Origin of the sequence: Streptomyces sp. NPDC060205 (assembly GCF_042728395.1) — a bacterium.
Lineage (GTDB): Bacteria > Actinomycetota > Actinomycetes > Streptomycetales > Streptomycetaceae > Streptomyces.
On sequence record NZ_JBHWZP010000071.1, the window covers coordinates 1 to 14,867 of the forward strand.

The window sequence follows — 14,867 nt, forward strand, 5'->3', positions numbered from 1 at the left end:
GAAACGTATTCAGCCCGTCCGGCGTTTGAGGACGAGCGCGTAGCGCGATCAGGGGGGCGAGGGGGCGCAGCCCCCATGCAGTGACGGGAAGGGTAGGGGCGGCGGGGGCGAAAGAATCGCCCTACGCCGGCGGTGGCGTGTCCTCCGGGGGCGGGGCTGCCGCGGCCACCGCCGTGGATCCGTGCGGGCCCGGCGAATGGCGCAGCGCCGTCTCACGCGAGTGCGACCGCAAGTACCCCACCACCGTGTTGGTGACGGCGACGAGCGGCACAGCCACCACCGCACCACCGATCCCCGCCACCATCCCCCCCGCCGCGACGGACAGCACGACGGCCAGCGGATGCACCCGCACCGCCCGCCCGAGGATGAACGGCTGCAGGATGTGCCCTTCGATCTGCTGGACGGCCAGCACGACGGCCAGGGTCATGACGGCCGTGAACACGCCCTGCGTGACGAGCGCGACGACGACCGCGAGCGCCCCGGAGATGACCGCGCCGACGAGCGGGATGAACGCGCCGAGGAAGATGAACACGGCGAGCGGTACGGCCATCGGGACGTCGAGGAAGAAGATGCCGAGCCCGATGAAGATGGCGTCGATCAGGGCCACTATCACCGTGCCGCGGACGTACGCGGTGAGCGTGCGCCAGGCCCGCGGCCCCGCTCCCGCCACGCCCGGACGTGCCGCCGCCGGGACGAGCTTGAGCGTCCACTCCCAGATGCGCTTGCCGTCGTAGAGCAGGAAGAGCGTGGAGAACATCGTCAGGAGGATGCCGGTGAGCGCCTCGACGATGACGGTGACGCCTTCGAGCCCCGCGGACGTGATCTCCTCGGTGTTCGCCCCGACCGCCTCGCGCAGGCTCTTGGCGATGTCCTTGATCTGGTCCTCGGTGACATGGAACGGGCTGTTCAGCAGCCATCGCTGCAGCTCGTCGATGCCGTCCTGGATCTGGTCGGCGAGGTTGTTGATGTTCTCCATGACCTGCCAGACCACGAACCATCCGACGAGCCCCATGATGACGAAGCCGAGGATCGCGGTGAGCGCGGTGGCGAGGCCGCGCGGGAACCCGTATCCGCGCAGCCGGGCGACCGTGGGCTGGAGCAGGGCGGTGATGAGCAGTGCGGAGACGAAGGCCAGGACGACCAGTTGGACGGCGCTGATGACGCGCATCAGCACCCAGACGGTGCCCGCGAGGACGAGCAGCCGCCAGCCGGCCTCGGCGGCGACCCGCATGCCCCAGGGGACGGCGGTGGCGGGATCGGGGCGGACGCGGACGACCGGGCCTTCCGGTGACGACCCCGGCAGGGAGGAGGGCAGGGAATCCGCACCCACGTCCTCGTCCTTGTCGATCTCGTCGTCCTTCTCGGCTGCCGCGCGGCGCGCGTCCAGCCGTTCTCCCACTTCGGTGAGTCCGGCACCGATCCGGCCGAACCAACCTGGCACTCGCGACATGAACCGTCCTCTTCCCCCGTTGCTCCCCACCACTCCTCCCTGGAGTCCCTGGAGACGTCGGCATCGACCGTACATGGCAGAAGCCCCTCACCGTAGGACGGTGAAGGGCTCCGCGGGGTTGAGCCTGCCGGCGGCTCAGTAGTAGTTGTTGGCCTGCCAGAAGTTCCAGGCGGCGCACGGGCTGCCGTAGCGGCCGTCCATGTAGCTCAGGCCCCACTTGATCTGCGTCGCCGGGTTGGTCGCCCAGTCGGCACCGGCCGAGGACATCTTCGAACCCGGCAGGGCCTGCATGAGGCCGTACGCGTCGGAGGTGGGGTTGTCGGCCTGGTAGTTCCAGCTGGACTCGTGGTCGACGATCCGGCTGAAGCACGCGAACTGGTCCGCGGGGACGAGCTGGCGGGCCATCTCCTGGACCTCGGCGGCGGTGTACGACGCCTTGACCGTGAAGCTGGACGCGTCACGCGTGGCGGAACGGCTGGCGACCTTCTCGGCCTCCTTGCGCTCCTTCGCCTCTTTCTCGGCCTTCTCGGCGGCCTGCTGCTTGGCGACCGCATCCTTGGCCGCCTGCTTGCGCGCGGCTGCTTCGGCGTCCTTCTTGGCTGTCGCGTCCGCCGCGATGGCCTGGGAGTCGGCCTGCTGAGTCAGAGAGGCGGTCTGCACCTGCGCTTGCGCGCCCGCGGGTATGTCCGCGAGGAGCGTGGCGCCGCTCGCCGTTGCCTCGGCGTCATCGCTCGCCGGTGCGGTGCTGCCCGAGGCAACACCCGTAACAGCGCCGACAGCGGTGACTGCGGTGGCCGAGGCCACTGCGAGCCCACGGACCGAAATCCGGCTCACACGGTTTCCTTCCAGCATCGACCGCTACAGGTGACCCTCGCGGACGCAATCTTGCCCCTGGCACTGGCCTCCCAACTGCGGGGTCACGGGAGGCACGGGCCCGGTGGGCAACTCCCTTGCGGGGAGCGCCTCTTGGTGCGCGGGCGGCATACGACGGCGTTATGGAGTTCTGAGGTTCCTGCTGTGCTGTGCCGCTGGGGGTACAGGTGTGTCGTATGCGGGGCCTGACAGGAGTGAGACTCTGCCGTACCCCGGCGCCGCGAGGCAATTCTGTGCTGGGTGTGAAAGCTCACACCTCGTTTGCCTCAGAAGTTTTCCGGAAACGAGCGCGCACGACGACGCCGCCCGGCTAGGCTCTTCGCCTTTGCCGGACGGCGCCAACTACCGTGCAGTCACCACCCGTCGGACAGACCGGGACGGGTGGGTGCAGCCGGGATCAGATCTGTCCGTCCTCCAGCATTTCGGTCACAAGGGCGGCAATCTGGGACCGCTCGGACCGGGTGAGGGTGACGTGCGCGAAGAGCGGATGCCCCTTCAGTTTCTCGACGACGGCCACCACTCCGTCGTACCGGCCGACCCTGAGGTTGTCCCGCTGGGCCACGTCATGGGTGAGGATCACCCGCGAATTCGAGCCGATTCGGGACAGAACGGTCAACAGGACGTTCCGTTCGAGGGATTGCGCCTCGTCCACGATCACGAACGCGTCGTGGAGGGAACGGCCCCGGATGTGCGTGAGCGGCAGGACCTCCAGCATGCCGCGCGCGGTGATCTCCTCGATGACCTCGCGGCTGGTGACCGCGGACAGCGTGTCGAAGACCGCCTGCGCCCAGGGGCCCATCTTCTCGGACTCGGAACCGGGCAGATAGCCCAGCTCCTGCCCGCCGACCGCGTACAGCGGCCGGAAGACCATCACCTTCTGGTGCTGGCGCCGTTCGAGCACGGCCTCCAGGCCCGCGCAGAGGGCGAGCGCCGACTTCCCGGTGCCGGCCCGGCCGCCCATCGACACGATCCCGATGTCCGGGTCGAGGAGCAGATCCAGCGCGATGCGCTGCTCCGCACTGCGGCCCTTGATGCCGAAGGCCTCCCGGTCACCGCGTACGAGCCGGACGTTGCCCTCGGCCGTCACCCGTCCCAGCGCCTTGCCGCGCTCGGACTGGATCATCAGACCCGTGTGGACGGGGAAGTCGGACGCCTCGGGGACGTACAGGCTCTCCTGGTCGAAGAGGAGGTCCACCTGCTCGCCGGAGAGCGTCAGTTCGGACATTCCGGTCCAGCCGGAGGAGCCTGTGATGGCGAGTTCCGCGCGGTACTCCTCGGCGAGGAGCCCGACCGAGGAGGCCTTGATCCGCAGCGGGAGGTCCTTCGACACGACCGTGACGTCGAAACCCTCCGCCTGCAGATTGCGGGCGACCGCGAGGATGCGGGAGTCGTTGTCCCCCAGGCGGTAGCCGCTCGGCAGCACGCTGGGGTCCGAGTGATTGAGCTCGACACGGACCGTCCCGCCCAACTCCCCCGTGGGGATGGGGGCGTCGAGACGGCCATATTTCACCCGGAACTCGTCGAGCAGACGCAGGGCCTGCCGGGCGAAGTAGCCGAGCTCGGGATGGTGCCGCTTGGCCTCCAATTCCGTGACCACGACGATCGGCAGCACTACTTCGTGCTCGTCGAAGCGGTTCATGGCGTGCGGGTCGGCCAGCAGGACGCTGGTGTCGAGAACATAGGTGCGCCGGTCTGGCATACGGCGCTTTGTGCTGGTCACCACGGAAGGACGTACCCCCTCGGATGAGGTCGGGGAGCGACGGAGGAGAGGTGGACCGGTTTCCGGCACCGATGCACGGGCCGTGAACCGGCCCTCCGCCTCGTCCGTACTGACCGCACGGTCGCGCTGGTGCAAAGGGCCTCCCGGGCGGACGGCCCCGTGCCGTCCGCTGAGATCCGACACCCGTGATTCGGGCGTCGACCTGGAGGCTTTATGCCCTCGAACGAGCCATGCCATGCCAGCACACATGACGGCGCCCTGGTGAACTCCTCATTACTTCCACCCCAAAGGACCAGTCCCCGGTCCCGCGGCAGCCCCTGGCGGCGGGGCCGCCTCGGTCCCTCATCCGCCGTAGCGCCGGTGGCGGGCCGCGTAGTCGCGCAGGGCGCGCAGGAAGTCGACCTTGCGGAAGGCCGGCCAGAAGACCTCGCAGAAGTAGTACTCGGAGTGCGCCGTCTGCCAGAGCATGAATCCGGACAGCCGCTGCTCGCCGCTGGTCCGGATCACGAGGTCGGGGTCGGGCTGGTCGCTGGTGTAGAGGTGCTTGCCGATCATGTCGACGCTGACGTCCTCGGCGAGCTTCTCCAGCGAGGTGCCCTTGTCGGCGTGGTCGAGGATCATCGAGCGCACGGCGTCGGCGATCTCCTGCCGGCCGCCGTAGCCGATGGCGACGTTGACCAGTATCCCGCCGACGTGCGCGGTGGACTCCTCGGCCTCCTTCAGGACGGTCTGCATCCGCGAGGGCAGGATGTCCGGCGTGCCGACGTGGTGCACACGCCAGCGGCCGTCGGCGGCGAGGGAACTCACGACGTTCTCGATGATGCCGAGCAGCGGTACGAGTTCTTCCTCCGGGCGGTCGAAGTTGTCCGTGGACAACAGCCAGAGGGTGACGACCTCGACGTCGGTCTCGGAGCACCAGCCGAGGAATTCCTCGATCTTGTGCGCTCCGGCCCGGTGCCCCTGGGCGGCGGTGCTGCCGGCGGCCTTCGCCCAGCGCCGGTTGCCGTCCATGATGACCCCGATGTGCTTGGGCACCTGGTCGTGGTCAAGGTGGCCTTCCACCCTGCGTGCATAGAACCTGACCAGCAAGCGGCGCAGGTTGTCGCGCAGGTTCACGTTTTCGTCAGCCCCTCCGTGCAGATGGCAGTCCCCGAGGGCGACACCCTACCCCCGCCGGAGCGCCCCATCCCCTAGGGGTACAAGGGCTCCCGGCCGACGGACGGACCGGGGACGGGGTCCGGACGGACCCGGGGCGGACCGCGGGCGGACCGCCGCGCGGTACGGGACCAGGCGCTGGAGCAGGCACGGCAGCGAGGGCGCCCGGCTGGGCACTACGGCGGCTCCGGGGCGTACGCCCGGCGCGTATCGGCGCACAAAAAAACGGGCCGGTCCGTGGGGGGGGAGACGGACCGGCCCGAGGGGGGGTTTCCACCATAACCCTTCGTAAGGGATGTCGCGCGCATCGGCGTGCCACAACTACTCTCCGGAGTCGGCTGAGACCGTCTGCGTGGGAGTGGAAGCGTTCATTCAGTGGCAGATCATGGCCGATTCCCAGCTAATTCGAAGGAGATCGAGGAGAATTCGAAGAGAACCAGGGGGTTCGCACGAGGATATGAGGCGTTGACCCGTCCGTCTCGGACGTACGCCCCAAGAGTGACGCGGCCGGGTGACGACCACCCTCGCCCCCGGGAATCAAGGGGAGCGGCGGGCACCGCGCAGCCCCCTCCGCAGCGCGGTGCCGTCCCGCGCAGCTTTGCTGACGCGAATTGCCTTGGTCCGAACTTACGTGACCCCGAAGAGCGGAATGAGCCAATCGGCATAACGATGTGGAAACTCTGTGTGCGTTTCAGGGATTTTTACAGCCGCCCCGTCCGACCCTGCGAAGCCGCCGGAGCTCTTTGCTCTGCCTTGAGTGTTTACAGGAGGTAATTTCACCCATGCGCAGATTGCCTACCATTTGCCCGCATACGGAGGTCGGACTGGATGACCGTCGTCGCCGGCGGCCAGGATCTGACCTACTTCCCCTCTAGCGTCGCCGCCATGACATCGAGGATCACGAGGGTCACCTGGGACGAGGCGAGTGCGCGGCGCTACGGGCGTCAGCTGCTGCACCAGCCCGCCCGGTCCGGGACGTCCGTCGCCGCGGTCGCGTCCACCCTGCTCGCCGTGCACGCGCAGGTCCTGTCGGCGGCCGAGGTCTCCCTGGCCCTGCGACTCGGCGGCGCGACCCGCCAGGACGTGCGGTCGGCGCTGTGGGAGGACCGGAGCCTGGTGAAGACGTACGGCCCGCGGGGCACGATCCATCTCCTCGCCGCCGACGAACTGCCCTTCTGGAGCGCCGCCCTGACCGCCGTGCCGAGCGGCACGAGCCCGCATCCGGCGGTGCGCATGACCGCCGGACAGGAGGAGCAGGTCGTCGCGGCGGTCGGCGACGCCCTCGACGGACGGCAGCTGACCATCGACGAACTGTCCGAGGAGGTCGTGGCCCGCACCGGGCCGTGGGCCGGGGACCTGGTGATGGAGGCGTTCCAGGGCACATGGCCGCGCTGGCGCCAGGTGATGCATCGCGCGGGCCAGTCCGGCGTCCTGTGCTTCGCGCCGAACCGGGGCCGCAAGGCGACGTACACCCGCCCGCCGCACTTCGACCCGCTCCCCGCCGACGAGGCTCTGGCCACCCTCGTACGCCACTATCTGCGCGCGTACGGTCCCGCGACGCCGCAGCACTTCGCCAAGTGGGCCGCCGCGCCCCGGGGTTGGTCCGCCGGCCTCTTCACGTCGCTGGCCGCGTCCGGCGGGATCGAGGAGGTCGACTTCGAGGGAACAGCGGCCTGGGTCGTGGCGGGCGACCAGGACTTCCCCGCCGAGGCCGTACGGGGCGTGCGGCTCCTCCCCTACTTCGACGCGTACGCCGTCGCCGCCCAGCCGCGCGAGCGGATGTTCCCCGGCGCCGCCTACCGACGGGCCCTGGCCGGCGGACAGGCGGGGAACTTTCCCGTGCTGCTCGTCGACGGGGTGGTCGCCGGGGTCTGGCACCAGCGGCGGCAGGGCGGGCGGACGACGGTGACGGTGGAGCCGCTGCGACGGCTGACCGGCGCGCAGGAGAGGGAACTGGGCGAGCAGGCCGAGCGGGTCGGCGAGATCCTGGAGGCGAGGCCGGAGCTGGTGGTGGGGAAGGTGACGGCGGGGGCGCACGCCTGACCGGCCCGGGCGTTGGGGTCCGGGGCGCTGGGGCCCGGGAGCACTTGGGCCCTGGGGCCCCGAGGTCCCAGGGCGCTAGGGTCCGGGAGCACTTGGGGGCCTACTCGCGCCAGGCGCTCTCCCGCAGCAGCCGCAGGCCGTTGAGCCCGACCAGGATCGTGGAGCCCTCGTGGCCCGCGACGCCGAGGGGCAGCGGCAGATGGCCCACCAGGTCCCAGACGACCAGGACGCCGATGAACGCCCCCGCCAGGCACAGGTTCTGCACGACCAGCCGCCGGGCGCGGCGGGAGAGGGCGACCGCCCTGGGTACGGCGGTCAGGTCGTCGTGGACGAGCACGGCGTCCGCGGTCTCCAGGGCCAGGTCCGAGCCCGCCCGGCCCATCGCGACGCCCGTGTGGGCGGCGGCCAGGGCGGGGGCGTCGTTCACCCCGTCGCCGACGAGGAGCACCCGGCCGCCCAGGTCCCGTACCGCCTCGGCCTTCTCGTGCGGGAGCAGGCCGGCGCGTACGCCGTCGGAGGGGATGCCGGTCCGCTCGGCGACGGCGTGCGCTGCCCGCGGGTTGTCGCCGGTGAGGAGGACGGGTGGGGCAGTGGTGAGGCGGTTCAGCGCGGTGACGGCTTCCGGGGCGCCGGGGCGGAGCCGGTCCGCGAGGAGCAGCCAGCCCGCGCGGACGCCGTCCACGCGCACCACGACCGCCGTGCCGTCGGTGTCGGGGACCGACCCTCCCTCGCCCAGCCGCTCGGGCGAACCGACCGCCACCTCGCGTCCGGCGACGGTCGCGGTGACCCCGCGGCCGGGCACGGACCGGAAGCCGTACGCCTCCCCCGGGGTCTCGCCGCGCGGGAGGTCGTGCGCGGCGGCCACGATCGCGCGGGCCAGCGGGTGCTCGCTGCGGTGCTCGGCGGCGGCCGCGAGGGAGAGCAGCTCGGTCTCCGAGAAGCCGGGCTCCGGGAGGATCTTGACGAGGTGGGGGGTGCCCTCGGTGAGCGTGCCGGTCTTGTCGTAGGCGATCCGGTCGGTCTGGCCGAGGCATTCCATCACGACGGCGGACTTGATGAGCACGCCGTGGCGGCCCGCGTTGGCGATGGCCGACAGGAGCGGCGGCATCGTCGCCAGGACCACCGCGCACGGGGAGGCCACGATCATGAAGGTCATGGCGCGCAGGAGCGCCCCGGTGAGGTCGGCGCCGAGGGCGAGCGGGACGGCGAAGACGAGGACGGTCGCGGCGACCATGCCGAGCGCGTAGCGGTGTTCGATCCGCTCGACGAAGAGCTGGGTGGGGGCCTTCGTGCGGGACGCCTCCTCGACGAGGGCGACGACCCGCGCGATCACCGTGTCGGAGGGGTCGCGCTCGACGCGGACGCGCAGGGCGCCGGTCCCGTTCAGCGTCCCGGCGAAGACCTCGTCGCCCACCGCCTTCGGCACGGGCAGGGGTTCGCCGGTGATGGTCGCCTGGTCGACGTCGCTCGCGCCGTCGAGGACGCGGCCGTCGGCTCCCACACGCTCACCGGGGCGTACGAGGATCACGTCGCCGATGGCGAGCGCGGCGGCCTCGACGGTTTCCTCCCTCTCCCCCTCTTCCTCCGTACCGCTCGCGGGGTGCAGCCGGGTGGCCGTCGGGGGTGCAAGACCGAGGAGGCCGCGGACGCTGTCCTCGGTGCGGGCGGTGGCCAGGGCCTCCATCGCGCCCGAGGTGGCGAAGATGACGATGAGCAGCGCGCCGTCCATGACCTGGCCGATCGAGGCCGCGCCGAGCGCCGCGACGATCATCAGCAGGTCGACGTCGAGGGTCTTCCCGCGCAGCGCCCTGAGCCCTTCGAGCGCGGGCTCCCAGCCGCCGGCCAGGTAGGCGGCGGCGTACAACGGGCCCCACAGCCAGGCGGTCGCGCCGAGCAGGTGGAGCGGGAGCGCGAGCAGGAAGGCCGCCGTGGAGAGGGCGGCCCAGCGGGCTTCGGGCAGGGCGAGGAGACGCGTGGGGGCGGGCTGCACGAGCGCCACCATACAGGAACACATGAATACGTCTTCATTTGTACCGATGGATTTCTCAGGGCTGAGGCGGCCGTCTCGCTACGATGGCGGCATGGGTCATGGAGTGGATGCGAAAAGCAGCATCCGCGACCGTCTGGACGCCGTCGGCGCCGCGGACGTCGCGGCGACGCTCCAGGCCCTGGCCACGCCTTCCCGGCTGCGCATCCTGGCGCGCCTGCGGGAGGGCCCGTGCGCGGTCGGCGAACTCGCCGAGGCGGCGGAGCTGGAACAGTCGGCGTGCTCCCACCAGTTGCGGCTGCTGCGGAACCTGGGGCTCGTCACGGGAGAGCGGCGCGGACGGTCGATCGTGTACGCGCTGTACGACCACCATGTGGCGGAGCTGCTGGAGCAGGCGCTGCACCACGTGGAGCATCTGCGGCTGGGGCTGCGGGACGAGGCGTGACCGCCTGAAGGGGTGGTGGCCGGCGGTCGGCGGCCTAGCCGTTCGCAGTCGGTGGTCGGCGGGCTAGCCGTCCGCGGTCGGCGGGCGGCGGGCTAGCCGTCCGCGGTCGGCGGGCGGCGGGCTAGCCGTCCGCGGTCGGCGGGCGGCGGGCGGCGGGCTAGCCGTCCGCGGTCGGCGGGCGGCGGTCAGCGGGCGGCGGTCAAGCAGTGGGCTTGCGGGCTTCGATGAGGTGGCGGGTGCTGTGGGCCACGAACGGGCCCTCCTCCTCGATCCGCTCGTGCAGGCGCAGAAGTTGCTGCCGGTACCGGTCGACGGTGAAACCGGGCACCATCCACACCACCTTCCGCAGGAAGTGCACGACGGCCCCGATGTCGTGGAACTCCATCCGCAGCCGCGCCGCCCGCAGGTCGACGATCCGCAGCCCTGCCGCCTCGGTGCCGGCGCGCTCGCGGTCGGGGTGGCGGTCGCCGCGCCCGGCCTCCGGCTGCGGACCGAGGAAGTACTCGATGACCTCGAAGACGCTGCCGGGGCCCACGTGCTGGGCGAAATACGTACCGCCCGGTCGGAGCACACGGGCGATCTCCGTCCAGTGCGGGGTCACCGGGTGCCGGCTCACGACGAGGTCGAAGGCCTGGTCGCCGAAGGGCAGCGGGGCGTCCTCCGGGGCGGCGACGACGACCGCGCCGAGCGGATGGAGCAGGGCGGTGGCCTTGGCGACGTTCGGAGGCCAGCCCTCGGTGGCGACGGTGAGCGCCGGCAACTTCCCTGCGGAGGCCAGTACTTCGCCGCCGCCGGTCTGGATGTCGAGAGCGGCGTCCGCCCGGGCCAGTCGCTCCGCCATGGAGCGCGCGTACCCCCAGGAGGGGCGCTCCTCGGTGGCCCGTCCCTCGAACCACGAGAAGTCCCACCCCTGGGTGGGGACGGCCTCGGCTTCGGCGACGAGTTCTCGGAAGGACCTCATCGGGCGATGGTGACAGCAGAGGCGTGCGGGACGCGACGGGTTTACTGCCGGGCTACTCCGGAGCGGGGGCCGGGGCAGCGTCGAGTACGTCGAGTACGAGGAGGGTGTGGACGTCGTCGCCGTGCCGGACCGTGCCGGCGGGGCGGAAGCCGTGGTGCTCCAGCAGGCGGACCGAGGCGGTGTTCTCGGTGAAGGGGTCGGCGTAGAGGGGGCGGTTGCTCTCCTCGCGCAGGAACAGGGCGAGAGCTCGGGTGCCGATGCCCCTGCCCCAGTAGGACCGCCCGAGCCAGTACCCGATGAACCGCCGGTCCTCCTTCCCTTCCCCGCTCCCCTCCCACCAGGCGACGATGTGACCGGCCGGGGCGCCGTCCACCTCGACCGTCCGTACGAGGACGGTGTCGTCGCCGAGGATGCGGGTGGCCCAGTGGGTCATGAAGCGCCCGCGCGGCCGGGCGGGGAATCTCGACCGGCGGGTCGCCTCGGGGTCCTGCTCCTGCTCGAAGAACGCCTCCAGGTCGGCTTCCTTCACGGGCCTCAGCCGTACGCGCGTGTCATCGGTCATACCGAGGGAGTCTGGCAGCGGGCACTGACAGTCGCCGGACCGCCGCGTCGCCGCCGCTCAGGGCACGAGGGGGCGTACCTCTTCGGCGGTGAAGCGGATGAAGCCCTCAGGGTCCGGTTCGTCGGCGGTGGGCTGCAGGACGACCGTGTCGGCGCCCGCCTCCGTGAGGCGCTGCACAGCCTTGGCGACGGCGCCCGCGTCCCCGGCGACCCCGAGGTCCGGGACCGATGCCACACCCTCGGCCTCCAGTTCGGCGTGGAGCCGGGCGGCGGCGCCGGGGCCGGTGGCGGTGAGGAGGTAGACGACGACGGTGTGCGGGACGTCGGTACGGGAGGCCGAGGCGCGCCCTTCGTCGATGAGCTGCCGGGCTTTTCGTACGCCGTCGGGTGGCGTACTGGCGGTGAGAATGGTGCCGTCCGCGGCCTCTCCGGAGAGCCTGAGCGAGCGGGGGCCGGTGGCTCCGGCGAGGATCGGTACGGGTGCGGGCGGGGGCCAGTCGAGGGCGACGCCGTCGAGCTTCACGTACCGGCCGTCGGTGGTGACGCGCTCACCGGCGAGCAGGGCGCGCAGGGCGGCGAGGTACTCGCGCAGGAGCGTCACGGGCGACTCGGCCCGCGCGCCTACCTGCCCCATCCAGCTCTGCACGCCGTGGCCGACGCCGAGGACGGGCCGGCCCGGGAAGAGCCGGTGCAGGGTGGCGGTCTCCATGGCGGTGACGGCGACGTTGCGCAGCGGCACGGGAAGCAGACCGACTCCGACACGCAGCCGCTCGGTCCAGGCGAGGGCCGCCGCGGCGGCGGAGATGCCCCCTTCGAGGAAACAGTCCTCCCACAACCAGAGCTCCTCCAGCCCCGCACCGTCCGCGGCACGGACCAGCTCTCGCAGACGTTCTGGCGGCAGTTGAGGCCGAAAAACAGCACCGAGTGAGGTCATGGCGTGTTCCTACCCGGGGGGTGGGTGGGGCTCAACCTGTTTGTCGGGATCACTCCGGGAGCGGATCGGCGACGAAGGTGCCCTTGCCGTGAACGGTGACGATGAGCTGCCGCTCCCGCAGCACCTGAGCGGCGCGGCGCACCGTCAGGTAGGCGACCCCGTACTCGGTGGCGAGGTCACGCTCGGGAGGCAGCCGAGCGCCCGGCCGCAGCTCACCTGCCGCGATACGGGCGGCGACGTGATCGGCGATGGCGACGTACACAAGTTGCGGCCCTTGCGGGTCAAAGTCCGGAATCCTGTTCTGGTCACTCATGGAGCCACCGTAAGCATGCTCGACCTTTAGTAACCGTCAGTGAGCTATACATAGCTTCACTAAGCTTGTACCGTCGGAACGCAAAAGACCCCGGCGATGGATGCGAGCCGTCCCGGGGCATGGCCGACGTCTCGGAGGAGCGCCAACGTGTTGGACCTTACTCTTCGCATGCTTGTCTCGATTCTGCACATCTGCACCCCACGACCCCGGGGCCGTCACCGCCTCGGCACGCTGCCGCCGCTGCGGTTCGTCCCGGTCCCTCCGCCGCCCCGCTTCGGCGTGGGGCGGAACCGCGCGCACGCCGTCCGGGTGGCTGTCCGATGACGCGCCCGTCGGTACGGATGTGCGCGCGCTGCGAACGCGCCGCGGCGGAGCCGGTACTGGTGCACGAGGCGACGGGCCCCGGCTTCAACGTCTACGCGTGCCAGGAGTGCGCCGACCACTACCCGCCCCGCAGGGACCCGTACGAACTCCCCGAACCCGAGTCCCGGCGCTCCCGTCTCACCCTGCGTGTCTACCGGGTCGACGTGGACGGCAGCGTCTCCGAGGAGCGGAACAGAGTCGAAGTGCCGGTGCGTGGCGGCGCGCTGCCGGTGTCGCTTACGTCCGCGTTCCCGCCGTCCGGGTGTCCTCGATGTCGAGTGGGGTAGCTCGAAGGGCCGACATCCGGATGCACCGGCGCGGGCTCAGGAGCGTCATGGCGGTCACAGGGCGGACGGTAGGGTCGTGGCGTGGAAACTGAGGCTCTTTTCGGCCTTCCCGCCAGCGCACTCGTCCTCCCGAAAGCGTTGCAGGAGGCCGTGCGGCACGGCGAGGTCTTTACCCGCCGCTGGGTCGTCGAGACGATCCTTGACCTGGTCGGGTACAAGGAAGAGGTCGACCTCGCCGGTCTGCGGATGGTCGAGCCCGCTTGTGGCCAGGGCGCCTTTCTCTCTCCGATTGCGACGAGGCTCAGCGCCTCGTGCCGAAACCACGGCCGTTCCCTCCTCGACGCGATCGACGCGGTCAGGGCCTTCGATCTGGTCGAGTCGAACGTCGTACACAGCCGGGCGATCATCTCGGCACAGCTTCTCGAAGCGGGCTGGAGCGCCCCCGAAGTGGAGAAGGTCGTGTCCTCGTGGGTCAATCACGGGGACTTCCTTCTGCAGAAAACGAACGCGCACCCCGCGGACTTCGTCGTGGGCAACCCCCCGTACATCCGGCTGGAGGACGTGCCGGAAGGCCGCATGAAGGCGTACCGCAAGGCGTGCACCACCATGAACGGCCGGTCCGACATCTACATCGGCTTCTACGAAACCGGCCTGCGCTCGCTCAAAAGGGGCGGGAAACTCGGCTTCATCTGCGCCGACCGCTGGATGCGGAATCAGTACGGCCGCGACCTCCGCAAGCTTGTGGCCCGCGACTACAGCATGGACCTGGTGCTCACGATGCACGACGTGAACGCTTTCGAGGAGCAGGTCTCGGCATACCCCGCCATCACCGTTGTCAGCCGCGGGGATCAGGACGCGGCGATCGTGGCCGACACCACAGCCGCCTTCGACGAAAAGGCGGCCCGGGAGTTCGGACTGTGGGCGGCAAAGCCGGTCGAGGACTTCGTCGAGCGGCCGAGCTATCACACCGCTCGCCTTCCTCATTGGTTCCCCGGCGAGGACTCCTGGCCTTCGGCTTCGCCGGCTCGCCTGGCCATGTTGGAGGAGCTGAACGACCGCTTCCCTCTCCTTGAGGACGAGGCCACCGGTACCCGTGTCGGAATCGGCGTCGCAACCGGCGCCGACAAGATCTTCATCACCCAGGACCGGGACACTGCGGAGCCCGAGCGCATGCTGCCCCTCGCCATGGTCAAGGACACGAAGAGCGGTGAGATCAACTGGGGTGGCAGTCATCTGGTGAATCCCTGGGATTCCCAGGGTCAGCTCGTCGATCTCACCGACTACCCCAAACTGGCTGCTTACTTCAGGCGACACCGTCAGACACTCAGTACGCGTTACGTCGCGGTCAAACAGCCGGCCCGCTGGTACAAGACCATCGACAAGGTCGACCCCAGGCTGACAAAGCGGCCCAAACTCCTTTTTCCGGACTTGAAGCTGACGATTCATCCGGTGCTGGACGAGGGCCGACTCTATCCGCACCACAACTTGTACTACATCGTGTCGAACACCTGGGATCTGCGCGTTCTCGGCGGCCTCCTGCTTTCCAAGGTCGCCGAGGCATTCGTAGAGGCGTACGCGGTCAAGATGCGGGGCGGAACGCTTCGGTTCCAGGCTCAGTACCTGCGCAAGATCCGCGTACCGGACCCCGCCGAAATGCGGGAAGAGGTTCGCTCAGCGCTCGCGAAAGCCTTCGACGAGCGGGACGTGAAAGCAGCGACCGATGCCGCGCTTCGCGCGTACGGACTCGACCGGTTGCCTGACTAGGGGGATGTGCT

13 protein-coding genes are annotated in these 14,867 nt (G+C 70.3%); 4 read left to right on the forward strand and 9 right to left on the reverse strand.

Going from position 1 to position 14,867, the window contains the following annotated elements; all coding sequences use genetic code 11:
- Positions 1–121: 121 nt before the first annotated feature.
- The 4 genes from ACFWGJ_RS15250 to ACFWGJ_RS15265 all read right to left on the reverse strand — a co-directional run bounded on the left by ACFWGJ_RS15250 (position 122) and on the right by ACFWGJ_RS15265 (position 5,159).
- Positions 122–1,450, reverse strand: coding sequence for an AI-2E family transporter (locus tag ACFWGJ_RS15250; protein WP_387324039.1), 1,329 nt, complete (start codon positions 1,448–1,450; stop codon positions 122–124).
- Between the two features lie 135 nt (positions 1,451–1,585).
- The gene (locus ACFWGJ_RS15255) at positions 1,586–2,302 is read right to left on the reverse strand and encodes a lytic transglycosylase domain-containing protein (RefSeq protein WP_366787685.1); all 717 of its coding nucleotides are present in this window, start codon (positions 2,300–2,302) and stop codon (positions 1,586–1,588) included.
- Positions 2,303–2,720: 418 nt separating this feature from the next.
- Positions 2,721–4,046, reverse strand: a complete 1,326-nt coding sequence (locus ACFWGJ_RS15260; protein WP_107020261.1) for a PhoH family protein — start codon at positions 4,044–4,046, stop codon at positions 2,721–2,723.
- A gap of 339 nt (positions 4,047–4,385) precedes the next feature.
- The gene (locus ACFWGJ_RS15265; RefSeq protein WP_210880572.1) at positions 4,386–5,159 is read right to left on the reverse strand and encodes an isoprenyl transferase; all 774 of its coding nucleotides are present in this window, start codon (positions 5,157–5,159) and stop codon (positions 4,386–4,388) included.
- Between the two features lie 924 nt (positions 5,160–6,083).
- Here ACFWGJ_RS15265 and ACFWGJ_RS15270 point away from each other — a divergent pair.
- Positions 6,084–7,241 (forward strand): winged helix DNA-binding domain-containing protein, encoded by a 1,158-nt coding sequence (locus ACFWGJ_RS15270; RefSeq protein WP_387324108.1) that lies wholly within the window; start codon positions 6,084–6,086, stop codon positions 7,239–7,241.
- A 100-nt stretch (positions 7,242–7,341) separates the two neighbouring features.
- Here ACFWGJ_RS15270 and ACFWGJ_RS15275 read toward each other — a convergent pair whose 3' ends face one another.
- Entirely contained in the window at positions 7,342–9,255 is a 1,914-nt protein-coding gene (locus tag ACFWGJ_RS15275; protein WP_387324043.1) for a heavy metal translocating P-type ATPase, read from the reverse strand.
- Positions 9,256–9,322: 67 nt separating this feature from the next.
- Here ACFWGJ_RS15275 and ACFWGJ_RS15280 point away from each other — a divergent pair, with 67 nt between their 5' ends.
- Positions 9,323–9,673, forward strand: coding sequence for an ArsR/SmtB family transcription factor (locus ACFWGJ_RS15280; protein WP_387324045.1), 351 nt, complete (start codon positions 9,323–9,325; stop codon positions 9,671–9,673).
- Between the two features lie 199 nt (positions 9,674–9,872).
- Here the strand turns inward: ACFWGJ_RS15280 and ACFWGJ_RS15285 are convergent, their stop codons facing one another.
- Genes ACFWGJ_RS15285 through ACFWGJ_RS15300 form a run of 4 tightly spaced genes read right to left on the reverse strand, consistent with a single transcriptional unit; the run spans position 9,873 to position 12,442 of the window.
- Complete coding sequence (locus ACFWGJ_RS15285) at positions 9,873–10,634, reverse strand: class I SAM-dependent methyltransferase (RefSeq protein ID WP_387324049.1); 762 nt, start codon at positions 10,632–10,634, stop codon at positions 9,873–9,875.
- A gap of 52 nt (positions 10,635–10,686) precedes the next feature.
- Positions 10,687–11,196: a GNAT family N-acetyltransferase gene (locus tag ACFWGJ_RS15290; RefSeq protein ID WP_387324052.1), complete on the reverse strand. Its 510-nt coding sequence runs from the start codon at positions 11,194–11,196 to the stop codon at positions 10,687–10,689.
- Between the two features lie 57 nt (positions 11,197–11,253).
- Positions 11,254–12,129, reverse strand: coding sequence for an LLM class flavin-dependent oxidoreductase (locus ACFWGJ_RS15295; RefSeq protein WP_387324055.1), 876 nt, complete (start codon positions 12,127–12,129; stop codon positions 11,254–11,256).
- A 49-nt stretch (positions 12,130–12,178) separates the two neighbouring features.
- Positions 12,179–12,442, reverse strand: a complete 264-nt coding sequence (locus tag ACFWGJ_RS15300) for a GntR family transcriptional regulator (RefSeq protein ID WP_387324057.1) — start codon at positions 12,440–12,442, stop codon at positions 12,179–12,181.
- A 320-nt stretch (positions 12,443–12,762) separates the two neighbouring features.
- On the opposite strand from ACFWGJ_RS15300, the gene ACFWGJ_RS15305 reads away from it, so the two are divergent.
- Positions 12,763–13,092, forward strand: a complete 330-nt coding sequence (locus tag ACFWGJ_RS15305) for a hypothetical protein (protein ID WP_387324060.1) — start codon at positions 12,763–12,765, stop codon at positions 13,090–13,092.
- 81 nt (positions 13,093–13,173) lie between these two features.
- Positions 13,174–14,856, forward strand: a complete 1,683-nt coding sequence (locus ACFWGJ_RS15310; protein ID WP_387324063.1) for an Eco57I restriction-modification methylase domain-containing protein — start codon at positions 13,174–13,176, stop codon at positions 14,854–14,856.
- Positions 14,857–14,867 lie beyond the last annotated feature (11 nt).

Bases quoted from the DNA above. Each gene is read 5' to 3' on its own strand.
- ACFWGJ_RS15250 (WP_387324039.1), bottom strand. From the start codon at position 1,450: ATGTCGCGAGTGCCAGGTTGGTTCGGCCGGATCGGTGCCGGACTCACC.
- ACFWGJ_RS15255 (WP_366787685.1), bottom strand. From the start codon at position 2,302: ATGCTGGAAGGAAACCGTGTGAGCCGGATTTCGGTCCGTGGGCTCGCA.
- ACFWGJ_RS15270 (WP_387324108.1), top strand. From the start codon at position 6,084: ATGACATCGAGGATCACGAGGGTCACCTGGGACGAGGCGAGTGCGCGG.
- ACFWGJ_RS15275 (WP_387324043.1), bottom strand. From the start codon at position 9,255: ATGTGTTCCTGTATGGTGGCGCTCGTGCAGCCCGCCCCCACGCGTCTC.
- ACFWGJ_RS15280 (WP_387324045.1), top strand. From the start codon at position 9,323: ATGGGTCATGGAGTGGATGCGAAAAGCAGCATCCGCGACCGTCTGGAC.
- ACFWGJ_RS15285 (WP_387324049.1), bottom strand. From the start codon at position 10,634: ATGAGGTCCTTCCGAGAACTCGTCGCCGAAGCCGAGGCCGTCCCCACC.
- ACFWGJ_RS15290 (WP_387324052.1), bottom strand. From the start codon at position 11,196: ATGACCGATGACACGCGCGTACGGCTGAGGCCCGTGAAGGAAGCCGAC.
- ACFWGJ_RS15295 (WP_387324055.1), bottom strand. From the start codon at position 12,129: ATGACCTCACTCGGTGCTGTTTTTCGGCCTCAACTGCCGCCAGAACGT.
- ACFWGJ_RS15300 (WP_387324057.1), bottom strand. From the start codon at position 12,442: ATGAGTGACCAGAACAGGATTCCGGACTTTGACCCGCAAGGGCCGCAA.
- ACFWGJ_RS15305 (WP_387324060.1), top strand. From the start codon at position 12,763: ATGACGCGCCCGTCGGTACGGATGTGCGCGCGCTGCGAACGCGCCGCG.